The organism is Algoriphagus sp. Y33 (assembly GCF_014838715.1).
Lineage (GTDB): Bacteria > Bacteroidota > Bacteroidia > Cytophagales > Cyclobacteriaceae > Algoriphagus.
Genome location: NZ_CP061947.1, coordinates 4,776,551 through 4,796,774, shown reverse-complemented (window position 1 = coordinate 4,796,774; position 20,224 = coordinate 4,776,551). Strand labels below are relative to the sequence as shown.

Annotated in this window: 18 protein-coding genes; 11 read left to right on the top strand and 7 right to left on the bottom strand. The window is 42.4% G+C overall.

Going from position 1 to position 20,224, the window contains the following annotated elements; all coding sequences use genetic code 11:
* Positions 1 to 21 precede the first annotated feature (21 nt).
* From ID165_RS19465 to argJ, 5 genes are all read left to right on the top strand, one after another.
* Positions 22 to 1,167 carry an ATP-binding protein gene (locus tag ID165_RS19465; RefSeq protein ID WP_192347092.1) on the top strand — a complete coding sequence of 382 codons (1,146 nt, stop codon included), beginning with the start codon at positions 22 to 24 and terminating at the stop codon, positions 1,165 to 1,167.
* 348 nt (positions 1,168 to 1,515) lie between these two features.
* Positions 1,516 to 2,328, top strand: coding sequence for an acetylglutamate kinase (gene argB / locus ID165_RS19460; protein ID WP_192347091.1), 813 nt, complete (start codon positions 1,516 to 1,518; stop codon positions 2,326 to 2,328).
* 6 nt (positions 2,329 to 2,334) lie between these two features.
* Positions 2,335 to 3,528 carry an aspartate aminotransferase family protein gene (locus tag ID165_RS19455; RefSeq protein ID WP_192347090.1) on the top strand — a complete coding sequence of 398 codons (1,194 nt, stop codon included), beginning with the start codon at positions 2,335 to 2,337 and terminating at the stop codon, positions 3,526 to 3,528.
* A gap of 1 nt (position 3,529) precedes the next feature.
* Positions 3,530 to 4,573 (top strand): N-acetyl-gamma-glutamyl-phosphate reductase, encoded by a 1,044-nt coding sequence (argC, locus tag ID165_RS19450; protein ID WP_192347089.1) that lies wholly within the window; start codon positions 3,530 to 3,532, stop codon positions 4,571 to 4,573.
* Positions 4,574 to 4,584: 11 nt separating this feature from the next.
* Positions 4,585 to 5,796, top strand: coding sequence for a bifunctional glutamate N-acetyltransferase/amino-acid acetyltransferase ArgJ (gene argJ / locus ID165_RS19445; RefSeq protein WP_192347088.1), 1,212 nt, complete (start codon positions 4,585 to 4,587; stop codon positions 5,794 to 5,796).
* 108 nt (positions 5,797 to 5,904) lie between these two features.
* On the opposite strand, the gene ID165_RS19440 is transcribed toward argJ, so the two are convergent.
* The 5 genes from ID165_RS19440 to ID165_RS19420 form a co-directional block, all read right to left on the bottom strand.
* Positions 5,905 to 6,513, bottom strand: a complete 609-nt coding sequence (locus tag ID165_RS19440) for a Uma2 family endonuclease (protein WP_192347087.1) — start codon at positions 6,511 to 6,513, stop codon at positions 5,905 to 5,907.
* A gap of 192 nt (positions 6,514 to 6,705) precedes the next feature.
* Complete coding sequence (locus ID165_RS19435; RefSeq protein WP_192347086.1) at positions 6,706 to 7,953, bottom strand: FAD-binding oxidoreductase; 1,248 nt, start codon at positions 7,951 to 7,953, stop codon at positions 6,706 to 6,708.
* Between the two features lie 81 nt (positions 7,954 to 8,034).
* Complete coding sequence (locus tag ID165_RS19430; protein WP_192347085.1) at positions 8,035 to 9,039, bottom strand: 4-hydroxyproline epimerase; 1,005 nt, start codon at positions 9,037 to 9,039, stop codon at positions 8,035 to 8,037.
* Between the two features lie 170 nt (positions 9,040 to 9,209).
* Entirely contained in the window at positions 9,210 to 10,661 is a 1,452-nt protein-coding gene (locus tag ID165_RS19425) for an aldehyde dehydrogenase (NADP(+)) (protein ID WP_192347084.1), read from the bottom strand.
* 76 nt (positions 10,662 to 10,737) lie between these two features.
* A complete protein-coding gene (locus ID165_RS19420; protein WP_192347083.1) occupies positions 10,738 to 11,628 on the bottom strand; it encodes a dihydrodipicolinate synthase family protein in 891 nt (296 codons plus the stop codon).
* A 131-nt stretch (positions 11,629 to 11,759) separates the two neighbouring features.
* Here ID165_RS19420 and ID165_RS19415 point away from each other — a divergent pair, with 131 nt between their 5' ends.
* The 4 genes from ID165_RS19415 (at position 11,760) to ID165_RS19400 (ending at position 14,519) form a co-directional block, all read left to right on the top strand.
* Positions 11,760 to 12,626 (top strand): AraC family transcriptional regulator, encoded by an 867-nt coding sequence (locus tag ID165_RS19415; RefSeq protein ID WP_192347082.1) that lies wholly within the window; start codon positions 11,760 to 11,762, stop codon positions 12,624 to 12,626.
* Positions 12,627 to 12,834: 208 nt separating this feature from the next.
* Positions 12,835 to 13,359 (top strand): hypothetical protein, encoded by a 525-nt coding sequence (locus ID165_RS19410; RefSeq protein WP_192347081.1) that lies wholly within the window; start codon positions 12,835 to 12,837, stop codon positions 13,357 to 13,359.
* 13 nt (positions 13,360 to 13,372) lie between these two features.
* Positions 13,373 to 13,582, top strand: coding sequence for a hypothetical protein (locus tag ID165_RS19405; RefSeq protein ID WP_192347080.1), 210 nt, complete (start codon positions 13,373 to 13,375; stop codon positions 13,580 to 13,582).
* Between the two features lie 376 nt (positions 13,583 to 13,958).
* The gene (locus ID165_RS19400; protein ID WP_192347079.1) at positions 13,959 to 14,519 is read left to right on the top strand and encodes a type 1 glutamine amidotransferase domain-containing protein; all 561 of its coding nucleotides are present in this window, start codon (positions 13,959 to 13,961) and stop codon (positions 14,517 to 14,519) included.
* 84 nt (positions 14,520 to 14,603) lie between these two features.
* On the opposite strand, the gene ID165_RS19395 is transcribed toward ID165_RS19400, so the two are convergent.
* Positions 14,604 to 15,386: an undecaprenyl-diphosphate phosphatase gene (locus ID165_RS19395; RefSeq protein WP_192347078.1), complete on the bottom strand. Its 783-nt coding sequence runs from the start codon at positions 15,384 to 15,386 to the stop codon at positions 14,604 to 14,606.
* A gap of 412 nt (positions 15,387 to 15,798) precedes the next feature.
* On the opposite strand from ID165_RS19395, the gene ID165_RS19390 reads away from it, so the two are divergent.
* Both ID165_RS19390 and ID165_RS19385 read left to right on the top strand, forming a co-directional pair.
* Positions 15,799 to 17,682 carry a mucoidy inhibitor MuiA family protein gene (locus ID165_RS19390; RefSeq protein WP_192347077.1) on the top strand — a complete coding sequence of 628 codons (1,884 nt, stop codon included), beginning with the start codon at positions 15,799 to 15,801 and terminating at the stop codon, positions 17,680 to 17,682.
* A 133-nt stretch (positions 17,683 to 17,815) separates the two neighbouring features.
* Complete coding sequence (locus tag ID165_RS19385; RefSeq protein ID WP_192347076.1) at positions 17,816 to 18,529, top strand: DUF4328 domain-containing protein; 714 nt, start codon at positions 17,816 to 17,818, stop codon at positions 18,527 to 18,529.
* A gap of 241 nt (positions 18,530 to 18,770) precedes the next feature.
* Here the strand turns inward: ID165_RS19385 and ID165_RS19380 are convergent, their stop codons facing one another.
* Positions 18,771 to 19,820: an IS110 family transposase gene (locus ID165_RS19380; protein ID WP_192347075.1), complete on the bottom strand. Its 1,050-nt coding sequence runs from the start codon at positions 19,818 to 19,820 to the stop codon at positions 18,771 to 18,773.
* Positions 19,821 to 20,224 lie beyond the last annotated feature (404 nt).

Below are 20,224 nucleotides of genomic sequence, written 5' to 3'. Positions count from 1 at the left end.
TGTGATTACACTTTGCTTGATATGTCATCAGCCCCAATCGTAAGGACTATAATACCATCAATCAAGGAACGTTTATTTCGGAATAAGGCGATATTGCTCTTAGGGCCACGGCAAGTTGGTGAAAGCACTCTATGTGAAACCATGCTTGCGGAAATAGCAGATCCACGCTTATATATGAATGGGGATGAGGCTGATGTCCGGTCCGAACTTACTGATGTCTCTGCGGCTCGGCTTAAGAGCATTCTTGGAGATAATAAAATACTTTTTATTGATGAAGCTCAACGAATCCCCGGAATTGGGCTGACATTGAAAATAATCGTAGATCAGTTGAAAGATATCCAAGTTGTTGCGACGGGATCGTCTGCTTTTGATTTGGCAAATCTTTCTAACGAGCCCTTGACTGGACGTAAATTTGAATTTTTCCTATACCCTTTGAGTTTTGGGGAAATGGTTAATCATCATGGTTTGCTGGCAGAAAAACGCATGATTGAGCATAGGATGATTTATGGATGCTATCCTGAAATCGTAACAAATCCGGGAGAAGAAAAGGAGCTTTTGAAGCTTCTGACAGGAAGTTATCTTTACAAAGATCTGCTAATGCTGGAGCAAATTAAAAAACCTGTCTTGTTGGAGAAATTGCTCAAAGCTCTAGCTCTTCAGTTGGGCAGTGGAGTTAATTACCATGAACTTGCCCAAATAGTAGGCGCGGATAAGGTTACAGTAGAAAAATATATTGACCTACTGGAAAAAGCCTTTGTGATCTTTAGAGTTCCCGCGTACAATAGAAACGTGAGGACTGAATTGAAGAAAGGAAAAAAGATTTATTTCTATGACTGTGGAATTAGGAATGCGATTCTAGGCAATTTCAACCAACTGATCAACAGGACTGATTCTGGGGCACTTTGGGAGAATTATTTTCTCGTGGAACGCATGAAATACCAAGCCTATAAAAATGTGGATGCTAAGTACTATTTCTGGAGAACTACAGCTCAGCAGGAAATAGATTTTATTGAAGAGGTGGAAGGACAAATGATTGCAATAGAATGCAAGTGGAGTGATAAATCGAAAGTCAGGTTTTCCACAACGTTTACTGATGCATACCCTGAGTCTAAGCTAGAAGTACTTACTCCCAAAAACTTTGAGGGGATGTTAGGGTATCATCTTTAATTTACCCAAAAATGAGTTCATTAAGGAGACTATAGTAGGGAGATTTGGGTCGGTGTTTTAGTGGGGTTTACTGACAGGCTGTCACCTTGCCAAGTCGGGTAAGTATTTTTCGTTTGGCTTTTAAGAGTTTTTTGTTTCACTATTCCAATAACATCGCAGTATTCTGAAGAATATTCTCTTTCGGTACGAAGGTTGTTTGATAATAACGGGTTAAGTAAGTTAAACCTGTATATGTCAAGTTCTCAACACTTAAAAACTGAAATTCAATTCTGATTTGTTTCCAATACTGTCTAGCCATAAGGGGGAGCCGGATTTGGAAAAAGTCAATTTAATATAAAAAAAGTAGAAATGTCTAAGCAAAGAATTCTCATCAAATATGGTGGGAATGCGATGATAAACCCCCAGTTGCAGCAGGAAATTGCTGCGCAGATTTTTAAACTTCAAGAAGCAGGATATGAAGTAATCATGGTACACGGGGGGGGGCCATTTATCAATAAAGCACTGGAAAAGGCCGCCATCAAATCACATTTTGTAGATGGTCTTAGGGTCACGGAGGCTATAGCTTTTGCAGAAATTCAAAAAGCCCTGATAGGAGAAGTCAATGCAGACTTGATCTCCACGCTCAATCAAAATAAACTGAAAGCCATCGGTCTTTCCGGCAAGGATGCGGGAATGGTCCGGGCTAAAAAATATCTCCACACCTCAGCCGACGGTAGTAGGGTGGATTTAGGCATGGTGGGTGAAATCACCGACATCGACAATAGCCTGATCAATCTGCTTTGCAAATCAGGTTATGTGCCTGTGGTGGCCTGTCTGGCTGATGGGGCGGATGGCACGTCCTACAATATCAATGCGGATACGTTTGCGGGAAAACTGGCTGCTGCTGTGAATGCCGATCAACTTATTGTTCTGACGGATGTAGATGGACTGTTTCTCAATTACCCGGATCCGGCTTCAATCATCGATCAACTTAATGAAACTACCGTGAAGGCCCATATGGGAACTACCATCCAAGGAGGAATGATCCCAAAAATTCAATCCTGTATGCTGGCTTTGCAAGAAGGGGTGAAAAAAGCAATTATTCTAAATGGCACCAAACCTAAGCAGATCTCGGATTATGTAATTGACAGGGAGAAAATTGGAACTACTTTGACACTATAAAAGACTATGACTAACCAAGATTTATATACAAAAGACAAAGAGAATTATTTACCCACATTCAATCGCTTTCCTTTAGCTTTTATAAAAGGAAAAGGGAGTAGACTCTGGGATGCAGATGGGAAAGAATACATTGATTTGTTGGCCGGTATCGCTGTTACCAATGTGGGGCATTGCCATCCGAAAGTCGTAAAAGCGATTCAGGAGCAGGCAGCTCAGTTGATGCATGTTTCCAACTTCTTCGTAAGTCCTCAGCAGGTTGCATTGAGTGAATTACTCGTGAAAATCTCAGGGTTGGATCGCGTTTTTCTTACAAATAGTGGAGCAGAGTCAGTGGAGGGGGCAATCAAAATTGCAAGGAGGTATGCGCATAAGCACGACAGGGGTGGAAAAATCATTTCCATGCATAATTCCTTTCATGGAAGGACTTTAGCGACTATTGCTACGGGCCAAGAGAAATATCAGCAGGGCTTTGGGCCTATCCCCACCGGGTTTGCCCAAGTATCATTTAATGATCTTGCGGCTGTTGAAGCTGCAATAGACGAGGATACAGCAGGCGTTATTGTGGAGCCGATTCAGGGAGAAGGGGGCGTTGTTCCTGCGGAAAAAGCTTATTTGGAAGGATTGAGAAAGCTTTGTGATGAGAAAGGGGTTTTATTGATTTTTGATGAAATCCAGTGCGGAATCGGTAGAACCGGGAAATGGTTTGCAAAAGACCTTTTTGGAGTACAGCCAGATATCATGACGTTGGCCAAGGGGTTGGGTGGCGGTGCGCCGATTGGGGCTGTGCTTTGCAATGAGAAAGTGGCAAGTGCTATAGAGTTTGGGGATCACGGGACTACTTTTGGAGGCAATCCATTGGTGGCGGCTTCGGCGATAGCAACTATTGAGGTGATCAATGAAGAGCAGCTTTGCAAGCGGGCGACAGAAACGGGCGAATGGCTGAGAGGAAAATTGGATGAATTAATTACAAAGCATGATGAGCTTGAATCCGTTAGGGGCGTAGGGTTGATGCTTGGAATAAAAATGAAATCTGAAGCCAAGCCGGTTGTATTGAAATTGCTCGAAGAAGGAATCGTTGCCAATGCGACTGCCGGAAATATTTTGAGACTTGTGCCAGCCCTTAATATCAGCAGAGATGAGCTGAATATTTTTCTTGAAAAATTGGACGAAATCTTAACAGAAACCGCAGTTACTGCCTAATATGAGCAATCAGAAATTAAAAGCGGCCATAGTAGGAGCATCCGGATTTACAGGATCTGAGTTAGCGAGATTACTTCTCAATCACAGTGAAGTTACTATAGAAATAATCACTTCTGAATCGCATGTGGGTAAGCCTTTCTCGGATTTGCATCCACAGTTTTTCAATCGATTGGACATTCCTTTGGTAAGTGCAGATGAGGTTGGGAATAGTAATCCGGATGTGATTTTCTTGGCCTTACCACATGGGGTTTCCATGGATTTTGTAGCCAAATGGAAAGATTCCGGCGCAAAGATCATTGACCTTTCAGGAGATTTTAGGCTTTCCGGCAAAGAAGTCTATGAACAATGGTATGACAAAAAACATAGCTATCCGGAAGGATTTGATGCTGCGGTATATGGTTTGCCTGAGCTTTTTGCGGAGCAGATCAAAGGAGCCAATCTGGTTGCTAATCCGGGTTGCTATCCTACAGCGTCTATACTTAGCATGGCTCCGCTTTTTGCGAAGCGATTGGTACGGGAAAAATCGCTCATCATAGATGCGAAGTCAGGCCTTACGGGAGCAGGCGTGAAGGCGAGTGCGACAACTCATTTTTCCAGCGTGAATGAGAATTTCAAGGCATATGGAATTGCAGGGCATCGGCATACCATTGAGATAGAGGAGCAATTGGGTGCGTTGGCAGGACATCAGACGGCAGTCCAATTTACCCCCCATCTACTTCCGGTAGATAGGGGTATTTTGGTGACAGCTTATGCCAAAGTCACAGGAGATATGAATCAAGAGAAGTTGACGGAAATTTATAGGGACTTTTATCAAGACAAACCTTTTGTAAGATTGAGAAATCAAGCTCCTGGAATCAAAGATGTGAGAGGAAGTCATTTTTGCGATGTTTTCCCTGTGTGGGATGAAAGAACAGAACGGGTAATTGTGATTTCTGTCATTGATAACTTGCTGAAAGGCGCCGCCAGCCAAGCGGTCCATAATATGAATTTAATGTTTGGTTTGGCGGAGTCAGAAGGATTGAATCAAGTGCCGTTAAAACCTTAATAAAGAAAAAGATGATTAAAAATATTACCAATGTACGTGGCATTAAATGCTGGGGGGCTCACACTGGAGTGAAATCCATGAAAAGGGATTTGGCTATCATATATTCTGAAGTTCCGGCTGCAGCTGCGGGAACTTTGACCCAAAATAAAGTGCGTGCCGAGCCTATTAAAATCACCGAAAAGCATCTGGCCAACAATAGAGCTCAGGTTATTATCTGTAATGCGGGTAATGCTAACGCATGCACAGGAGATCAGGGTCGTGAAGGCGCAGAAGCGATGGTTCGTACTACTGCCAAGGCTTTGGGGATTTCGGAAGACGACGTGATCGTAGCATCTACAGGCATAATTGGAGTGGAATTTCCTACTGAGGACGTAGTAGAAGGTCTGAAGGTCAATATTCCCAAGCTTAGTAATGAGTTGAAGGCAGGCTCATTTGTCGCGAATGCTATTTTGACGACAGATACCTTTGCTAAGGAAGGTTTTATCGACTTTGAGCATGACGGAGCGATGATCAATATGGGGGGCGTAGCCAAAGGTTCTGGGATGATTCATCCTAATATGGCGACTATGCTGGCTTTTGTAGTGACGGATTTTAACATTGACGAGAAACTCCTTCAAGAGGCGGTGACTTACTGTGTGGATCGATCGTTCAATATGATTACTGTGGATGGAGATACTTCTACCAATGATATGGTGGCTGTATTGGCCAATGGATTGGCAGGAAATCGAAAAATATCAAGTAAGGAAGATCCAGGCTATGAGGTTTTTTTAGAAAAACTACTTGAGCTATTGACTCATTTGGCTAAACTGATTGTGTCGGATGGCGAAGGGGCGTCAAAGTTTATAGAATACAGAGTAACCAATGCGAGGACGGAGGCCATTGCAAGAACACTTATCCGTGCGATTTCGGATTCTACACTAGTGAAAACAGCTATGTTTGGCCGTGATCCAAATTGGGGACGGATTATCGCTGCGGCAGGTAATGCAGGGGTTTCTTTTAATTATAAGAAAGTCAACCTTTTTATTGGGGATCAGAAACATCTTGTTCAGGTTTTAGAAAAAGGAAATCCGGTGGAATTCGAGAAGTCTTACATGAAAAAATTACTTCGAGAATCCCATATCAGGGTAAAACTCGAACTCAATACAGGAGATGAAGAAGGCGTAGGTTGGGGATCGGATCTAACTACGGATTATGTGATGTTCAATTCGGTCTATACGACTTAGCCGATTGGGATTTTGTGCCGAACTGTTATCCTGCTTCTCCTGAAGCGGGATTTTTTTATCTCTGGATTGATTTGTTTTCTGCTTAGAACCAACACTATGGAACTGCACTCAATCTATTTTCTCAAAAAATTCTTCCAGATCAATCTCAAAACCGGCGATACAATCTGACTTTACAATGTCACCGTGTGTGAAAAGCCGGGAGGGAACATAGTTGCCATCTATCAGTTTATTGATAACCAACGTTTCCTCATCCGGGTGAATTACCCAATATTCGGTTACTCCGGACTCTTCATAAACTTCATATTTGTTCCTTAATTCCTTCTTATTGTTCCCGGGAGAAAGCACTTCTACTATTAAATCCGGTGCTCCGACGCATCCGGCATCATCCAATTTGGACCGGTCACAAACTACGCAGATATCCGGCTGAACGACTGTGAATATCTCTTCGTTCTTTTTGGATTTAATTGGTAACCTCACATCAAACGGAGCGATAAATACCTTGCAGTTTTTTCCTTCCAGATGAATCAAAAATCTAGAATATAGTAATCCGCCTACTTCCTGATGCTTTCTTCTAGGGGCAGCTGCGGCAGAACGAAACACTTTGCCCTTGATTAGCTCGACCATTTCATCGATCTCCCAAGTCAGATAGTCCGCATAAGAATACATCCCATATTCTGTAAATGGCTCTTGTACAGTGTCTTTATCTTCAGGTTTCATCTGTTTATAATTTGACTTTCAATGGCCACATGGAATCTCGCATATATTAATTATTCCAGTGTGTGACTTTTGAGTCATGCTCGATTTCATAATAGCAATTTAATGAAATGGTTTAGGATTTATACAAAAAAATAAGTCCTTCAAGGTTTTCTAAACCTCGAAGGACTCAATTTCAGATGTCCTAGTTTATGCTCAGTTATATCGGCCTACTTCAAATCCGGTCAATTCCAATGTAGTGTCTTTTTGCCGGTGCAGTTCACTGATGATTTTGCCGGAGGCAGGAGCAAGACTGATCCCCATCATGGAATGCCCGCTGTTTACCAACACATTGGAATAACCGGGAGCAAATCCAATGTAAGGAAGACCATCTGGGGAGCAGGGTCTCAAGCCTTTCCAGATGTTTTTTTCTTCAGGGAATTTGGCTTCAAATTCCGGGTAATAGCGGTTGATAGCTTCGAAAATCCCTTTTACGCGATTAATATTTACCCTTTGATTGACCCCTGCAATTTCCATTGTTCCTCCAAAGCGGATTTGCGGGCCATATGGGCTTACGGCCACCTTCATTTCTGTCAGAATCGAGGATTGCATAATTTCAGGATTATTTTCCTGAAGAAATGAATAGCCCTTTCCCCCCATCATAGGAAGTGAGAAATTCAGCATTTCAGCCAATTCCCCAGACCAAGATCCTCCACATAGAATGACCTTGTCCACATCGATTTTCTGCTTGTCCGTGATTACGGCATTTACTACGCTTCCTTTTTTCTCAAAGCCAGTCACTTGGGTATTTGGATGGAATTTCACTCCTTTTTCCAGTAAGTAGCTCTTCAGAAAAGCGTATAGTTTTCCCGGGTCCAAGTGCGCATCTCCCGGGAATCTTACCGCTCCACGGGCTTTCACTTCCAGATTTGGCTCGAAGGTGCGGATATCATTGGGAGTAAGAATATCCGCCTGTAGGCCGTTTGTATTAGCAAGATGAGCGAATTCGATTTCTTCCTTTTCCACTGCCTCCGTCTGATAGATCATCATCAGTCCTTTTTCTTGAAGCGTGATAAGAGATTCCGGATGCTCATCCCTGAATTCCGTATAAAGAGCTTTACTTAGCAAACTCAGATTTTTCAATACGGGCACACTTCGCTTCACATGGGCAGGGGTGGCGGCTTTATAGAATTGGTAGCACCATTTCAACAGCTTGGCATCCAATCGGGGATGGATGTAAAAAGGACTTTTGGACGAAAACATCCAAGAAATCCCTTTGCTGATCATGCCGGGAGCTGCCAGGGGGATAATGTGGCTGGGCACAATCATGCCGGCATTGCCCGTGGAGCAATTTATCTGCATATCGCCTTGATCGATTACCTGAACTTCTATCCCTTCTTTTTGAAGAAAATATGCGGAAAACAGGCCGATTATTCCGCCGCCGATGATGAGGGTTGGTTTCATGAATAAGTATCAAGTAGCTAGTATCAAGATGCAAGACAATGCACTTAGTCTTGATACTTATGTCTTGTGTCTAAAGTCTTTTTAAATCACTTGGAATCCATGCACATACGGATCGTCGTCGTCGAGAATTATTGTATTGTAGCCGTAGACTTTTGCCCAACCTTCTATACTTGGAATGATGGCAGGTTTGCCGGCTATCTCTGTTTCTTTTACTATCCTGCCGACGAATTTAGACCCGATGAAGCTCTCATGGATGAAGTCTTCTCCCGGTTTCAACAGCCCTTTGGCATACCACTGTGCAAGTCTGGCCGAAGTTCCTGTTCCGCAGGGAGACCGGTCGATTGCCTTGTCACCATAGAATACTGCATTTCTGGCAGTGCTGGTAGGATCAAGCGTTTTACCTGTCCAAAGTACATGTGAAAGTCCTTTGATCTCAGGATGCTCAGGATGCACAAACTCATATTTCTCGTTCATTTTTTGACGAAGCGAACGGGCCATGGTAATTAATTGCTCAGCTTTATAATGCTCTAACCCTGGAAAATTTTCCTGTGGGTCAACGATGCAATAGAAGTTGCCACCATAGGCCACGTCCACTGTCAGTTTTCCCAATTCATCAGATTCTATTTCCAATCCTTCCTCAGCCAGAAAGCTTTTTACATTCGTCAGCTTTACGGATTTCACCTTTTTTCCTTCTTGTTTGTATTCCACTAGAACCAATCCGGCCGGCGTCTCCAGTCTCAGCTTTCCGGGAACCTTTGGGTATATCAATCCTTCCTCGATTGCTATGGTTACTGTTCCAATCGTCCCATGTCCACACATAGCCAAGCATCCGCTGGTTTCGATAAACAGCACCGCCACATCATTCTCAGGATTATGTGGGGGAAAAAGCATTGAGCCGGACATCATATCGTGACCCCGTGGCTCAAACATCAATCCCGTCCTAATCCAGTCTAAATTGTCCAAGAAGTATTGGCGCTTTTCCAGCATGTTTTTTCCCTGTAAAAAGGGAACTCCGCCCGAAACTACCCGCACAGGATTGCCACAAGTATGGGCATCAATGCAGGAGAAAGTGTGTCTTGTTGACATAAACTAATTCAAGATTGGAATTACTTGTCCGCCGTGGCGGATTGAAATATTGGAAAATTAAGTTCTACCGTGGCAGATTATCCGCCGTTTGAAACTGGGACGTATTCTTGATCAATTGTGATTAAAGTGCATTAAAATCCCGTAAATCGCCATTTGTAAACCGTACATCACTAGATTTTATCTGCAGTAAACTTTCCGTTTACCTGTCTTACAATCTTCATTGGGTTTTCATTCTTCAAAGCGTCCGGAAGTAAATCAGGGTGCATGTCTTGAAAGGCAATTGGACGGGCAAAGCGCTTGATTGCACCTGCACCCACTGAAGTGGATTTGGAGTCTGTAGTAGACGGATATGGCCCGCCATGCTGCATGGCATAGCCCACCTCTACACCGGTAGGTACTCCTTGGAAAAGCAGTCTGCCACATTTTTCTTCCAGAAGATTGATCAGCGCTGCGTTTTTCTTAAGTTCGGGGACATCCCCCCAGATTGTGATTGTCAATTGACCATGAAGTTTTTTGGCGACCTCGACCAATTCATTGGGGGAATCATATACTACCATCAGGGCAAATGCACCGAAGACCTCTTTTTGGAATATGTCATCAGCAAGCCAATCCGAGGCTTTGATCTCTGCCAAGGCAGGACTGCCATTGATCAGATGCTTAGGGTCGGCCACTTTGATCCACTTTAGCTCTTCACGTGTCTGATAGTATTCGACAGATTCATAGTAAGCCTTGGCAATGCCGGGATGCAGCATTGGAGAGCCTGCGATGTCCTTGATTTCTTGAGTTATTGCTGTTTCAAATGCTTTAGCGTGCGTGCTTGGCACAAAGATCAACCCCGGATTGGTGCAGAACTGGCCTGCTCCCATGGTAAGAGAACTTACATAAGATTGGGCTAGTGGTACCAATTCATTTTCAAGTTTGGCAGGGAATGTAAACACTGGATTTACTGAACCCATTTCTGCGTATACAGGGATAGGTTCTTCGCGCTTGCTTGCAAGATCGAAAAGCGCTTTTCCTCCGGCATGAGAACCGGTGAATGCTACGGCTTTTGCCAAAGGATGCTTAACTAATGCTTGACCTATTTCGATTCCTCCTTCTACGTGGATGAACACTCCTTCGGGCAAATCTGAACTGATCACAGCTTTATGAATACATTCTGCCACCAATCTTGAAGTTTCCGGATGGGCAGGATGACCTTTATAGACAACAGGACAGCCTGCAGCCAAAGCCGAAATCGTATCCCCTCCAGCGGTAGAAAATGCCAGGGGGAAATTGCTTGCACCGAATACAACTACAGGCCCTATGGGAATCAGCATTTTTCTGATATCTGCTTTTGGTAAAGGTGATCTTTGAGGATCTCCCGGATCTATAGTCGCTTCCAGCCAGCTGCCCTCTCTTACCATAGTGGCGAAAAGTTTGATCTGGCCGGTTGTTCTTCCTAATTCCCCATTGATTCTTCCTTCGGGAAGATTTGATTCTCTTACAGCCACAGGTACTATTTGAGATCTATTTGTTTCCAGTATCTCCGCGATTTTATCTAAAAAGTCTGCTTTGAGATTTGCAGGCATATTTTTGTACTGAAGGAAAGCCTCGGTTGCTGCAGTGAAAATTTGATCTATCATAGGATATGTGAGTTTAAAAGGTTTATAATATGAATATAGGAAAAAGGTGCAAGACCGATGCCATTAGTCCCAATTCTTACAGTTTAGGCCTATTGGCAATTCCCTCGGTAATGATTTTCTCAACACGGTCGCGCTCTTCCCCAATCAAAGTAAGTCGCGGAGCTCTCACGTGCTCAGACCCAATACCGCAGTGTTGCTCGGCAAGTTTGATGTATTGAACCAACTTAGGGTGAATATCAAGTTCCAAAAGTGGTAAGAACCAGCGATAGATCTCTCTAGCTTCTTCGTTTTTGCCTTCATTCACTAAGTTGAAAATTGTAACGGTTTCCTTAGGGAAAGCACATACCAACCCAGCTACCCAGCCATCTGCACCCATTACCAATTCTTCCATGGCCAGAGTGTCTACACCGCAAAGAAGTTTGAATCGATCGCCAAATCGATTGCGCATACGGGTCACATTAGATATATCACGGGTTGATTCTTTGATCGCTTGGATATTTTCACATTCTACCAGCTCGGCAAACATGTCCAACGTCACCAATGTCTTGTAGTCAATAGGATTGTTGTAGATCATGATTGGAAGATCAGTGCTATTGGCGACAGTTTTGAAGTAAGCGACCACTTCTCTGGCATCAGCGGCATATCTCATTGGAGGCAAAATCATCAAGCCTGCAGCTCCGAGTTCCTTGGCCTTGGCAGCCCAAAATAATGCGTCTTGAGTGGCTCCTTCAGCGATATTCAAAATCACAGGAACTTTACCGTCCAGATACTTCACAGTTTCACGGGTCAAAGTGATTTTTTCTTCCTGGGAAAGTACAGAGCTTTCGCCTAGCGTACCGCCCAAGATTATCCCGTGAACTCCGGATTCCAATTGGAAGTCAATGTTTTTGAAAAATAGATCCATGTCCAAACTTCCGTCAGCATGGAATTTAGTTGTCACAGCGGGGAATACACCTTTCCAGTTCATAGTTTTTTTTCTTTCAAAATTAGACGATGGATCAGGCGCATGAAAGTTTTCTTTTAGTAAATAGTGACTGTATTTTGACCATAAAATGATAATAATTGGGTTTATTTAATAATTCTAGCCTATTTTAATCTATGAGTAAAGTAATATCGTTTCAGATCCCCAAATCTGAAAAAACGTTCATTCAGTACCAAGAGGATAAAGGGAGGCATTTTTACAATAAGCTTCATCAGCATCCTCAGGCTCAGCTGACGCTGATTAAGGAAGGTAGGGGACAAATTCTCGTGGGAGATTATGTAGGTAGATTTGAGCCCGGTGAGGTATATCTTTTAGGCGAAAATATTCCGCATGTTTTTCGTAGCGATGGTGACTACTTCAAGGAGGAAAGTGGACTGAATGTCATGGGGAAAACCATATTCTTTGATTTTCAGGCGTTGGGGAGCGCACTTGAAGAGGTGGAGGAATTTCACGAACTGGCAAAGATCAGTGAGAAAATCAATGGATGCTTTCAGTTGAAGGGATGCCTTAGGGAGGAAATTGCCGATTTGATTAGTGGGTTTGAGGATTCTTCAGGAATAACTAAACTTCAGCAAAGTTTGGCTATTTTGAGTTTGCTGGATTTTAGCTCAGAAGAATTGCAAGGATTGAATCGGATTCCTGTGAACCGGACGATGACTGAGCGGGATGGGCGAAGAATGGATCAGGTGATGCGATTTATCCTTGACAATAGTACTCGACAGATTACTTTAGAGGAAGTAGCAGCCCAAGCATTTATGAGCAAAGAGGCCTTTTGCAGATTTTTTAAGTTGAGGACTAGAAGGACTTTTACCCAGTATGTACAGCAATTGAGAATCACCGAAGCAAAGAAACTACTTCTGGAGACTGATATGGGAATATCCGAGATTTCTTACCAAGTGGGGTTCCAAACCCTATCGCATTTCAACAAAACGTTTAAAAGCCTGACTGAAATGACTCCAAAAGATTGGAGGAAATTAGAGTAAGTGGCCGGCGTGCTTGGCTGCATTGGGGATAATGTTCCCCGGGATCGGGTACCGTTGGAGTTCTTGTTTGGTTTTTGGATCTCAGGCTAGCGGATGTGAAAAGCTGTTAAAATGCATTCTGGTAGTGGTTTGGGTAAGCCAATAGCGAGTAGGCACTTCGTGGCATTGGCTTTGGCTGTGGTAGACGAATATAAAAACCAATTATGACATGAAAAAACTACTCGTATCACTAACTTTAATGATGGCAGTTTTTGCCTCTTATGCTCAGGCCACCCGGGATATTGAGGATATTAACGAAGACAATTCGTGGTTGAAGCTAGGTCTTAACTTGGGAGTTCCTATGGGAGACATCGGGGATTATTCATCTTTTGCAGTTGGACTGGATGCCGCAGGACAGTTTATGAGGACTGATAATTTCGGTCTGGGTGTAGCGACAGGTTATACACAGTATTTTGGGAAAGACGGATTTGAAAATTTCGGTGCAATACCCTTGGGTTTAATGCTTAGATATTATCCTGAGCCTTCAGGGTTCTTTGTGGGAACTGATGTGGGGTACACTTTTCTGACAGGCGATATTGGAGGTAACGGAGGATTTTATATCCGTCCGCAAGTAGGTTATCACAATTATGACTGGAATATTTTCGCTTTTTACAACCAAGTCTTCACTTCTGACAACGCGGCAGATATTCAGACTGTTGGTGTAGCGGCGACTTATAATATCAGATTCAAATAAAAACAAACTAATTATGAAAGATCAACTGAAAAAGTATCGGCAAAGTGTATTTTTATTTTTAATGACTATGTTTTTTTCAGTCTCCGCTTTTGCGCAAGATGGAGGATTGGATATAGATGTCAATATCGGTAAAAAAGAATGGTATCAGCAACCATGGGCTTGGGTAGTCGGAGGAGCATTGTTTGTCCTGATCTTGGTAGCGTTATTGCGCAAAAAAAAGTAATACATCAACTTAAAAGTATAAGGCCGTTTCTGAAAGGAGCGGCTTTTTTTATTTTCTAACCTGCTTGTCGAGTGTAGGGAACAAAAGTAAGTGTACTACTTATAAGGCATCGAAGGGGTATCCTTGTCTTCTTCCGTGTTGATCTGTCAGCGGTCTACTCAAGAGCCTTTCAAAAGAACCGCTTTCCTTTTCCCGATATCGAGCGCAGAATTCTCATATTGTGGAAATAATGTAGACCACCTAAGGCTTCAATGCTGTTATATCGGTATTGTGGTAGGTTTTATTGTTTGGAATAGAGTTGGTGAATTAATCAGTGCTTCCGGAGTGAAGCTGCTTTCTTACTGGGAGAGCAATAACCAACTTAACCACTAGTATCATGAGTTTATTAAAAGATGTTCGTGTAGCTATACTTGCTACCAATGGATTTGAGGAATCGGAACTTGTAGAACCAAGACGGGCACTTGAAAAAGAAGGTGCAGAAGTCTTTGTAATCTCTCCGGAGAATGATCATATCAAAGGCTGGAAGAGCGGTGATTGGAGTGAAGAAATCAAAGTGGACGCACGTGTAGATCAAGTGAGTCCCAAAGATTTTGATTCTTTATTATTGCCGGGTGGGGTGATCAACCCTGACCTATTGAGGAGAGATCTGGCTTCGGTGGATTTTGTACGGAGTTTTTTCGAAGACCACAAGCCTGTTGCGGCGATTTGTCATGGACCTCAGATGCTGATAGAAGCGGAAGTCACTAAGGGGCGTACTATGACTTCATTTGCATCAATAAGGAAAGATCTGGAAAATTCCGGAGCGCATTGGGTGGATGAAGAGGTCGTCGTAGACAGTGGATTGGTCACTTCCCGAAGTCCCAAAGACTTGCCCGCATTCAATAAGAAGATGGTAGAAGAGTTCAGGGAAGGAAAACATGCTGGTCAAACGGCATAGTCTTAAAGCACAAAAAGCCTGATTACTAATCGGGCTTTTTGTTTTTAAATACATTTTATCAACCAACCAGTACTGATTGGTTGATTATCCCAAGTCCGTCCCCCACATAAAGATTAGAAACAGGATGCCGATCACAATCCTGTAGTAACCAAAAGCGGTGAATCCGTGGTTTGAGACAAATTTTAAGAATACTTTCACGGCAAACCAAGCAGAGACAAATGCCACCAATGTCCCAATTCCCAAAAGAGATAATTGATGGTTGGTGAAAGCTAGTTCGGTTTTCAATAAATCATAACCTGAAGCTGCCATCATGGTAGGTACGGCCAAAAGAAAGGAAAATTCAGTTGCCTGTTTTTTGTCCAGGCCATTGAACACCCCTCCAATGATAGTCGCTGCTGCCCTGGAAGTACCGGGAACCATGGAAAGACACTGGAAAAGCCCGATAAAAAAAGCGTTTTTATAAGTCATTTCTTCTACTTCGACCACCTCAGTTTTGGAATTAACCACTTTTTTGTCAATAAAAATCAAAATTATACCCCCTACAATCAGGGACACGGATACGACAATTGGGTTGAATAAATAAGCTTTGATGTAATCGTAAGCCAGCAATCCAATGAGTGCAGTCGGAACAAAGGCTGTGAATAATTTGAGGTAGATATTGATACCTTGAAAAAACCGTTTGATATACATCAGCGCGATTGCCAGTATAGCGCCAAGTTGGATGAAGATTTCGAAGGTTTTTACAAATTCATCGTCATGGATATTCATGGCAGCAGATGCCAAAATCATATGGCCTGTGGAAGAAACCGGCAAAAATTCAGTTAAGCCTTCGATGATAGCAATAATTATACTTTGTGTAATCGTCATTCAGCAAATGGGAAGAAGCAGTTGATACCTAAGCGTGCAAAGTTAATAATGCTGCTTACACTCATGCGAAAAAAATGAATCCCGCAGGAAAATCGCGTTTAAAATTTATTTCACCTCACGATTCTCTTGACAGGTTCTTTGGGGCTTACTTGAAACCAAAATCCAACATTTTCTATAGCTATCTCAGAATTTCAGGCTTTTAAATCCCGAAGAGCTTGCACGCCGTGGGGGATAATAAGATTATAGCTTAAAACGTCTTTATCTTGTTTAATAACGGCATTATTTCTATCTAGAAAGTTAAAAGTGATTTCCCCGGCGAATCCCGTAGAAAAATTTCAAATTTTAGATTCTTTAAGAACAAGTCATTTTCTTAGACGTTAAATTTTTTACTTATCGACCTAGCTCTCAATACATGGAAAAATGTTCTCTTTTACTCACTTTATTTTTGGTTTCTTTTTTCAGCTTTTCCCAAGAAATCAAAGAGTCCACTTTCAAGTCAGAGATCCAAGAAGTAACAGTTTTTCTCTCCGGAGCTCAAGTCTTTGAAACTTCCACGGGGCAAATATCGGCGGGGGAGTCATTTATCGTAATCAAAGGACTTTCACCTTATGTCGATGAAAAGAGCATTCAGGTGAAAGGAATGGGTGATTTTACAATCCAGGCGGTAAATAAGCGCTTGGACTATCTGTCTGAGCAGAAGTATGGAGAAAAAGTCAAAGCACTGCAGGATTCTATTTTGGCTATTCAGCATAATCAACAAAAAGAATCTGCCAGACTCGAAGTGTTGAAGGAAAAGACAGGCTTGCTGAATGCGAATAAAAATATAGGAGGAACTCAGAATGGCTCAAGTCTCACAGAATTGAAGCAGGCTATGGATTTTTACGATGCTGAACTGATGAAGATCAAAGCAGAAGAGTTGAAAATCCAGGCGAATATGCAGGAGGAAAATAGCGAAATGAATAAGCTAAGCAATCAAATCACTGCGATGCAAGCCTCTTCCAATGAATCTACCTCTGAAATCCGGATCCGGGTGAAGGCAGACCGGACGGGCAGTGCAAATTTTGAAATCAACTACCTAGTCGCCAATGCAGGCTGGTATCCCAAATATGACGTTAGAGTGAAAGATGTGAGTTCTCCACTTTCCTTGACTTATAAGGCAGAAGTCTACCAGAACACGGGCGTGGATTGGACGAATGTCAAACTGAGATTTTCCAATGGAAATCCCAATCAGGGAGGACAGATTCCTGATCTGGAAAAGTGGGAGTTGAATTTTGCCAGATTGACCACCTTCAATCCCAGAACCCAAGCTTTTGGATCGGTTTCCGGTCGTGTTACGGGCAGTTCTGATGGCACTCCTATTCCGGGAGCTAATATTATGGTAGTGGGAACCACTATAGGAACGGTGTCTGATATGGAAGGGAATTATTCCCTGACGTTGCCCTCCGGCGCTAGCCGATTGAGCGCATCCTTCATTGGTTTTCAACCTAAAGATGTTGCCATTAATTCACCCAAAGTAAATATTTCACTTGACGAGGACAATCAGGCTCTAGAAGAGGTTGCAGTGGTAGCGTATGGAGTACAAACAAAAAATGCTTTGCAGGGAAGGATGCCTGGAATTAATGTAAGAGGAAAAAGCTCGTTGGATGCTGTGGCAGCAAGCCCCTTGCAAACAACGCTGGTAGAAAACCAAACTACCGTGGAAATCGAAGTTGCCGAACCCTATTCAATCAAATCCAACGGTGAGAAAACCTTGGTAGATCTGAAAAACTATCAGGTGGAAGCTTCCTACAGGTATTCGGTTGTTCCCAAACTTGACAATGATGCGTTTTTGATAGCTGAAATAGCGGATTGGAGTCAATACAGTTTGCTGGAAGGAGAGAGCAATTTGTACTTTGAAGACGGTTTTGTCGGCAGATCAATTTTGAATGCATCTTCCTTTCAAGACACACTGGGGATTTCTATGGGGAGAGACAGAAGCATAGTGATCAAGCGGGAGAAAAATGATGAATTCTCAAAAAAACGGGCAATCGGCTCAAATATCACAGAAAGCCGAGAGTATAAGATCACAGTGAAAAACAACAAGTCTCAGGCAGTCATGGTCAATGTAGAGGATCAGATCCCTGTTTCGGTGAATTCCGAAATCACTGTAGGGGCATTGGCGCTTTCCGGAGGGAAACTGGACCCACAAACAGGAAAAGTAACTTGGACCATAACACTACAGCCCGGTGCCCAGCAAGAACTCAAACTCCAGTATGAGGTGAAGTATCCGAAGCGGGAAAAAGTGATTTTGGATTAGTTAACGCTACACTTTTTTTAATGGGAATTTTCTGATTAATTACAGCTGATTTCTTATTGGGAATAATGAATATTTTTTCCGTACATAAAATTTTGACTAGGCAAAAACAATCACTTTTATTAGAGGTAACAGAATGAAAAAATTTCGTGACAACCAAGAGCGTGGCAAATGGGCTAAAATAGGACTATCGCTAGCAATTACTCTTACCGTTATTTTGACTGTCTCAAATATATTCCAGCTGGAGTTACTATTGAGATGGAGTAGTGGAGCAGAGGTGGATATGTTTGAAGCAGAGATGAATGACACCAGACAAGAAATTATTGTCATAGTGTATTTTTTATGCATGATACTGGCTGCTATCTCATTTTTGTTTTGGTTTAGAAGGGCTTATTTTAATCTCCATCAGAAACTAAAAACTCTAGAATTTAATGAAGGATGGGCAGTTGGTTCTTGGTTTGTTCCTTTCTTGAATCTAGTTAGACCTTATAAGATCATGAAGGAACTCTACTCAGAGAGTGCATTCTGGTTGAAAATGAAAGGTATAGATGTGGAAAGAGATCATGATAGATACTTGCTTGCGTGGTGGATCCTTTGGATTATTTCCACAGTTGTTGGAAGAATCGTCAGTAAAATGGCAGAGGATACGTTAGATGATATGATAGAACTGACTCAGGTGGCTATTGGCGCAGGAATATTGGAAATCATTGTAGGGTTGTTGGCATTCAAGGTCATTAGCGATTACTTTAAAAGAGAGCAGATTATGATGGAAGTCGAAAATAGACTTCCCGAAATGTTAGATTTACCAATAACACCAAATTCCAATTTCGACGAGCCACAAGGGATTTAACATTTTTATGGTTTTTTTGATGAAATCGAGCCTGCCTGCCATCAGGCAGGTCAGGAGGCTTGAATTAGGTGGTGTTTTTTTTAACCACAAAGAGTCCACCAAGGAGCACAAAGGTTAGAGTTGGCTTTTCCTTGACCATTAAATTTGAAAATTGATCATTTTTTTGAACCACATAGATTCTGTGTTAAAACCCTATTAGAAATCGATATTTTCTTAAATTTAATTTCCAAGTCAGCATAAGCTAGACTGTTAAAGGAGTAGCAGCATCAGGTTGTTGCTCCTTTTTTAGTTCATACTCCAGCTCAAAGACTGTTTTGGTTTTATACAGGATGTACATCAACTCTAGGATTTTTCGCTGAACAGCCACGACAGCTTTCATTTTTATACCGTGTCTTCCGACTAGTCTCGCAAAGTTATTCTTGTATAACGAACAATTCTTGATGGCACAGAGAGCTGGTAAATGCACTGATTTGCGAAGGTGTCTATTTCCTTTTTTAGAGATTTTGGGTTTCCCTTTGACGGAAGTTCCGGACTGTTTTTCTCTTATATCCAAGCCTGCGTAGCTGACTAGCTGCCGTTTGTTCATGACCAGCTCAAACCCGTTTGTTTCTGCTAAAGCAATTACTGCTGTTAATTCCCCCACACCTGGAATTGAAGTCATATAACTGATGTTCTCCTCCAGATTTGGATCGGACTTAACCAATAAATGGATTTCCTTCTTGATTTCCTTTTCCTGTTTATGAAGTAATGCTTTTCGGGCCTTTAGTCGTTTTAGGCTATTGGCATTCGAAAAAGCCTCTGCATTTTGGGCATGCAGTTGATTGGCGACAACAACCCTTTCACAGACGGTCTGGTCTCTTTCCCGGGTAAGCTGTTTAAGTTTTCTAAAGATGGGTTTTGGTGGAGTCCAGGTCTCTAGTTTACTTTCAAGACCAAACTGGGCGATGGCTTCAGCGGCGGTATTGTCTGTAATGGTCTTGATGGATAACGTCCGCATGTAATTACTGATTTTGTTGGGCAGAACGATGGCAACCTGCTGCTCTTGTCCCACCAACCAGTGGACGAATTTCTCATGGTAAACTCCCGTTGCTTCTAATACTGCTGTTAGGTCTAGGGATGCTTCGGTAAATGACTTTGCCCACTTGAGAAAAGCCTTAAATCCTGACATGTTGTTTGCGAACGCTTTTCTGGCTTTCAGAGATACACTAAAATCATCAAGAAGGACCCCAACTACACAGACCAATTCCTTCTGGGCTACATCTACTCCAACGGTTTGTTTGATCACATTCATAAAATAAATGGTTAGAACTAAAGAAAGTGAAAGTGGATGTCTCCCTTCCGTTTTGTCTCCTTGTCGACATTCAAGCTGTTACCAAACGCAAAAAAGCTTACCGGCACGCTTTACATTCTGTTTAAACTCCAAGAGAAAGAAGAGGATGAGGCAATATCTATGTGCGAATATATCTTGAGATTATTTAGTCACATATAGGCTCTCATCCCCCACCACTTTACAATAAATATAATCAGTTAAAGAGGTGCTTTTTTATACTTTTGCTAACATAGGAGAAGCATAGCAAACATTGAGTTGCCCGTATTTCAACAAGTCCAAGCCTGTCTACCTGTCAGACAGGCATGACGCAAACGACACACACTGGGGTGATTATAACGCATGCGGGATTCCATAGCCTGCTCCGA

Excerpts from the sequence above, each read along its gene's own strand:
- ID165_RS19465 (WP_192347092.1), top strand. The coding sequence starts at position 22 with ATGTCATCAGCCCCAATCGTAAGGACTATAATACCATCAATCAAGGAA.
- argB (WP_192347091.1), top strand. The coding sequence starts at position 1,516 with ATGTCTAAGCAAAGAATTCTCATCAAATATGGTGGGAATGCGATGATA.
- ID165_RS19455 (WP_192347090.1), top strand. The coding sequence starts at position 2,335 with ATGACTAACCAAGATTTATATACAAAAGACAAAGAGAATTATTTACCC.
- argC (WP_192347089.1), top strand. The coding sequence starts at position 3,530 with ATGAGCAATCAGAAATTAAAAGCGGCCATAGTAGGAGCATCCGGATTT.
- argJ (WP_192347088.1), top strand. The coding sequence starts at position 4,585 with ATGATTAAAAATATTACCAATGTACGTGGCATTAAATGCTGGGGGGCT.
- ID165_RS19440 (WP_192347087.1), bottom strand. The coding sequence starts at position 6,513 with ATGAAACCTGAAGATAAAGACACTGTACAAGAGCCATTTACAGAATAT.
- ID165_RS19435 (WP_192347086.1), bottom strand. The coding sequence starts at position 7,953 with ATGAAACCAACCCTCATCATCGGCGGCGGAATAATCGGCCTGTTTTCC.
- ID165_RS19430 (WP_192347085.1), bottom strand. The coding sequence starts at position 9,039 with ATGTCAACAAGACACACTTTCTCCTGCATTGATGCCCATACTTGTGGC.
- ID165_RS19425 (WP_192347084.1), bottom strand. The coding sequence starts at position 10,661 with ATGATAGATCAAATTTTCACTGCAGCAACCGAGGCTTTCCTTCAGTAC.
- ID165_RS19420 (WP_192347083.1), bottom strand. The coding sequence starts at position 11,628 with ATGAACTGGAAAGGTGTATTCCCCGCTGTGACAACTAAATTCCATGCT.
- ID165_RS19415 (WP_192347082.1), top strand. The coding sequence starts at position 11,760 with ATGAGTAAAGTAATATCGTTTCAGATCCCCAAATCTGAAAAAACGTTC.
- ID165_RS19410 (WP_192347081.1), top strand. The coding sequence starts at position 12,835 with ATGAAAAAACTACTCGTATCACTAACTTTAATGATGGCAGTTTTTGCC.
- ID165_RS19405 (WP_192347080.1), top strand. The coding sequence starts at position 13,373 with ATGAAAGATCAACTGAAAAAGTATCGGCAAAGTGTATTTTTATTTTTA.
- ID165_RS19400 (WP_192347079.1), top strand. The coding sequence starts at position 13,959 with ATGAGTTTATTAAAAGATGTTCGTGTAGCTATACTTGCTACCAATGGA.
- ID165_RS19395 (WP_192347078.1), bottom strand. The coding sequence starts at position 15,386 with ATGACGATTACACAAAGTATAATTATTGCTATCATCGAAGGCTTAACT.
- ID165_RS19390 (WP_192347077.1), top strand. The coding sequence starts at position 15,799 with ATGGAAAAATGTTCTCTTTTACTCACTTTATTTTTGGTTTCTTTTTTC.
- ID165_RS19385 (WP_192347076.1), top strand. The coding sequence starts at position 17,816 with ATGAAAAAATTTCGTGACAACCAAGAGCGTGGCAAATGGGCTAAAATA.
- ID165_RS19380 (WP_192347075.1), bottom strand. The coding sequence starts at position 19,820 with ATGAATGTGATCAAACAAACCGTTGGAGTAGATGTAGCCCAGAAGGAA.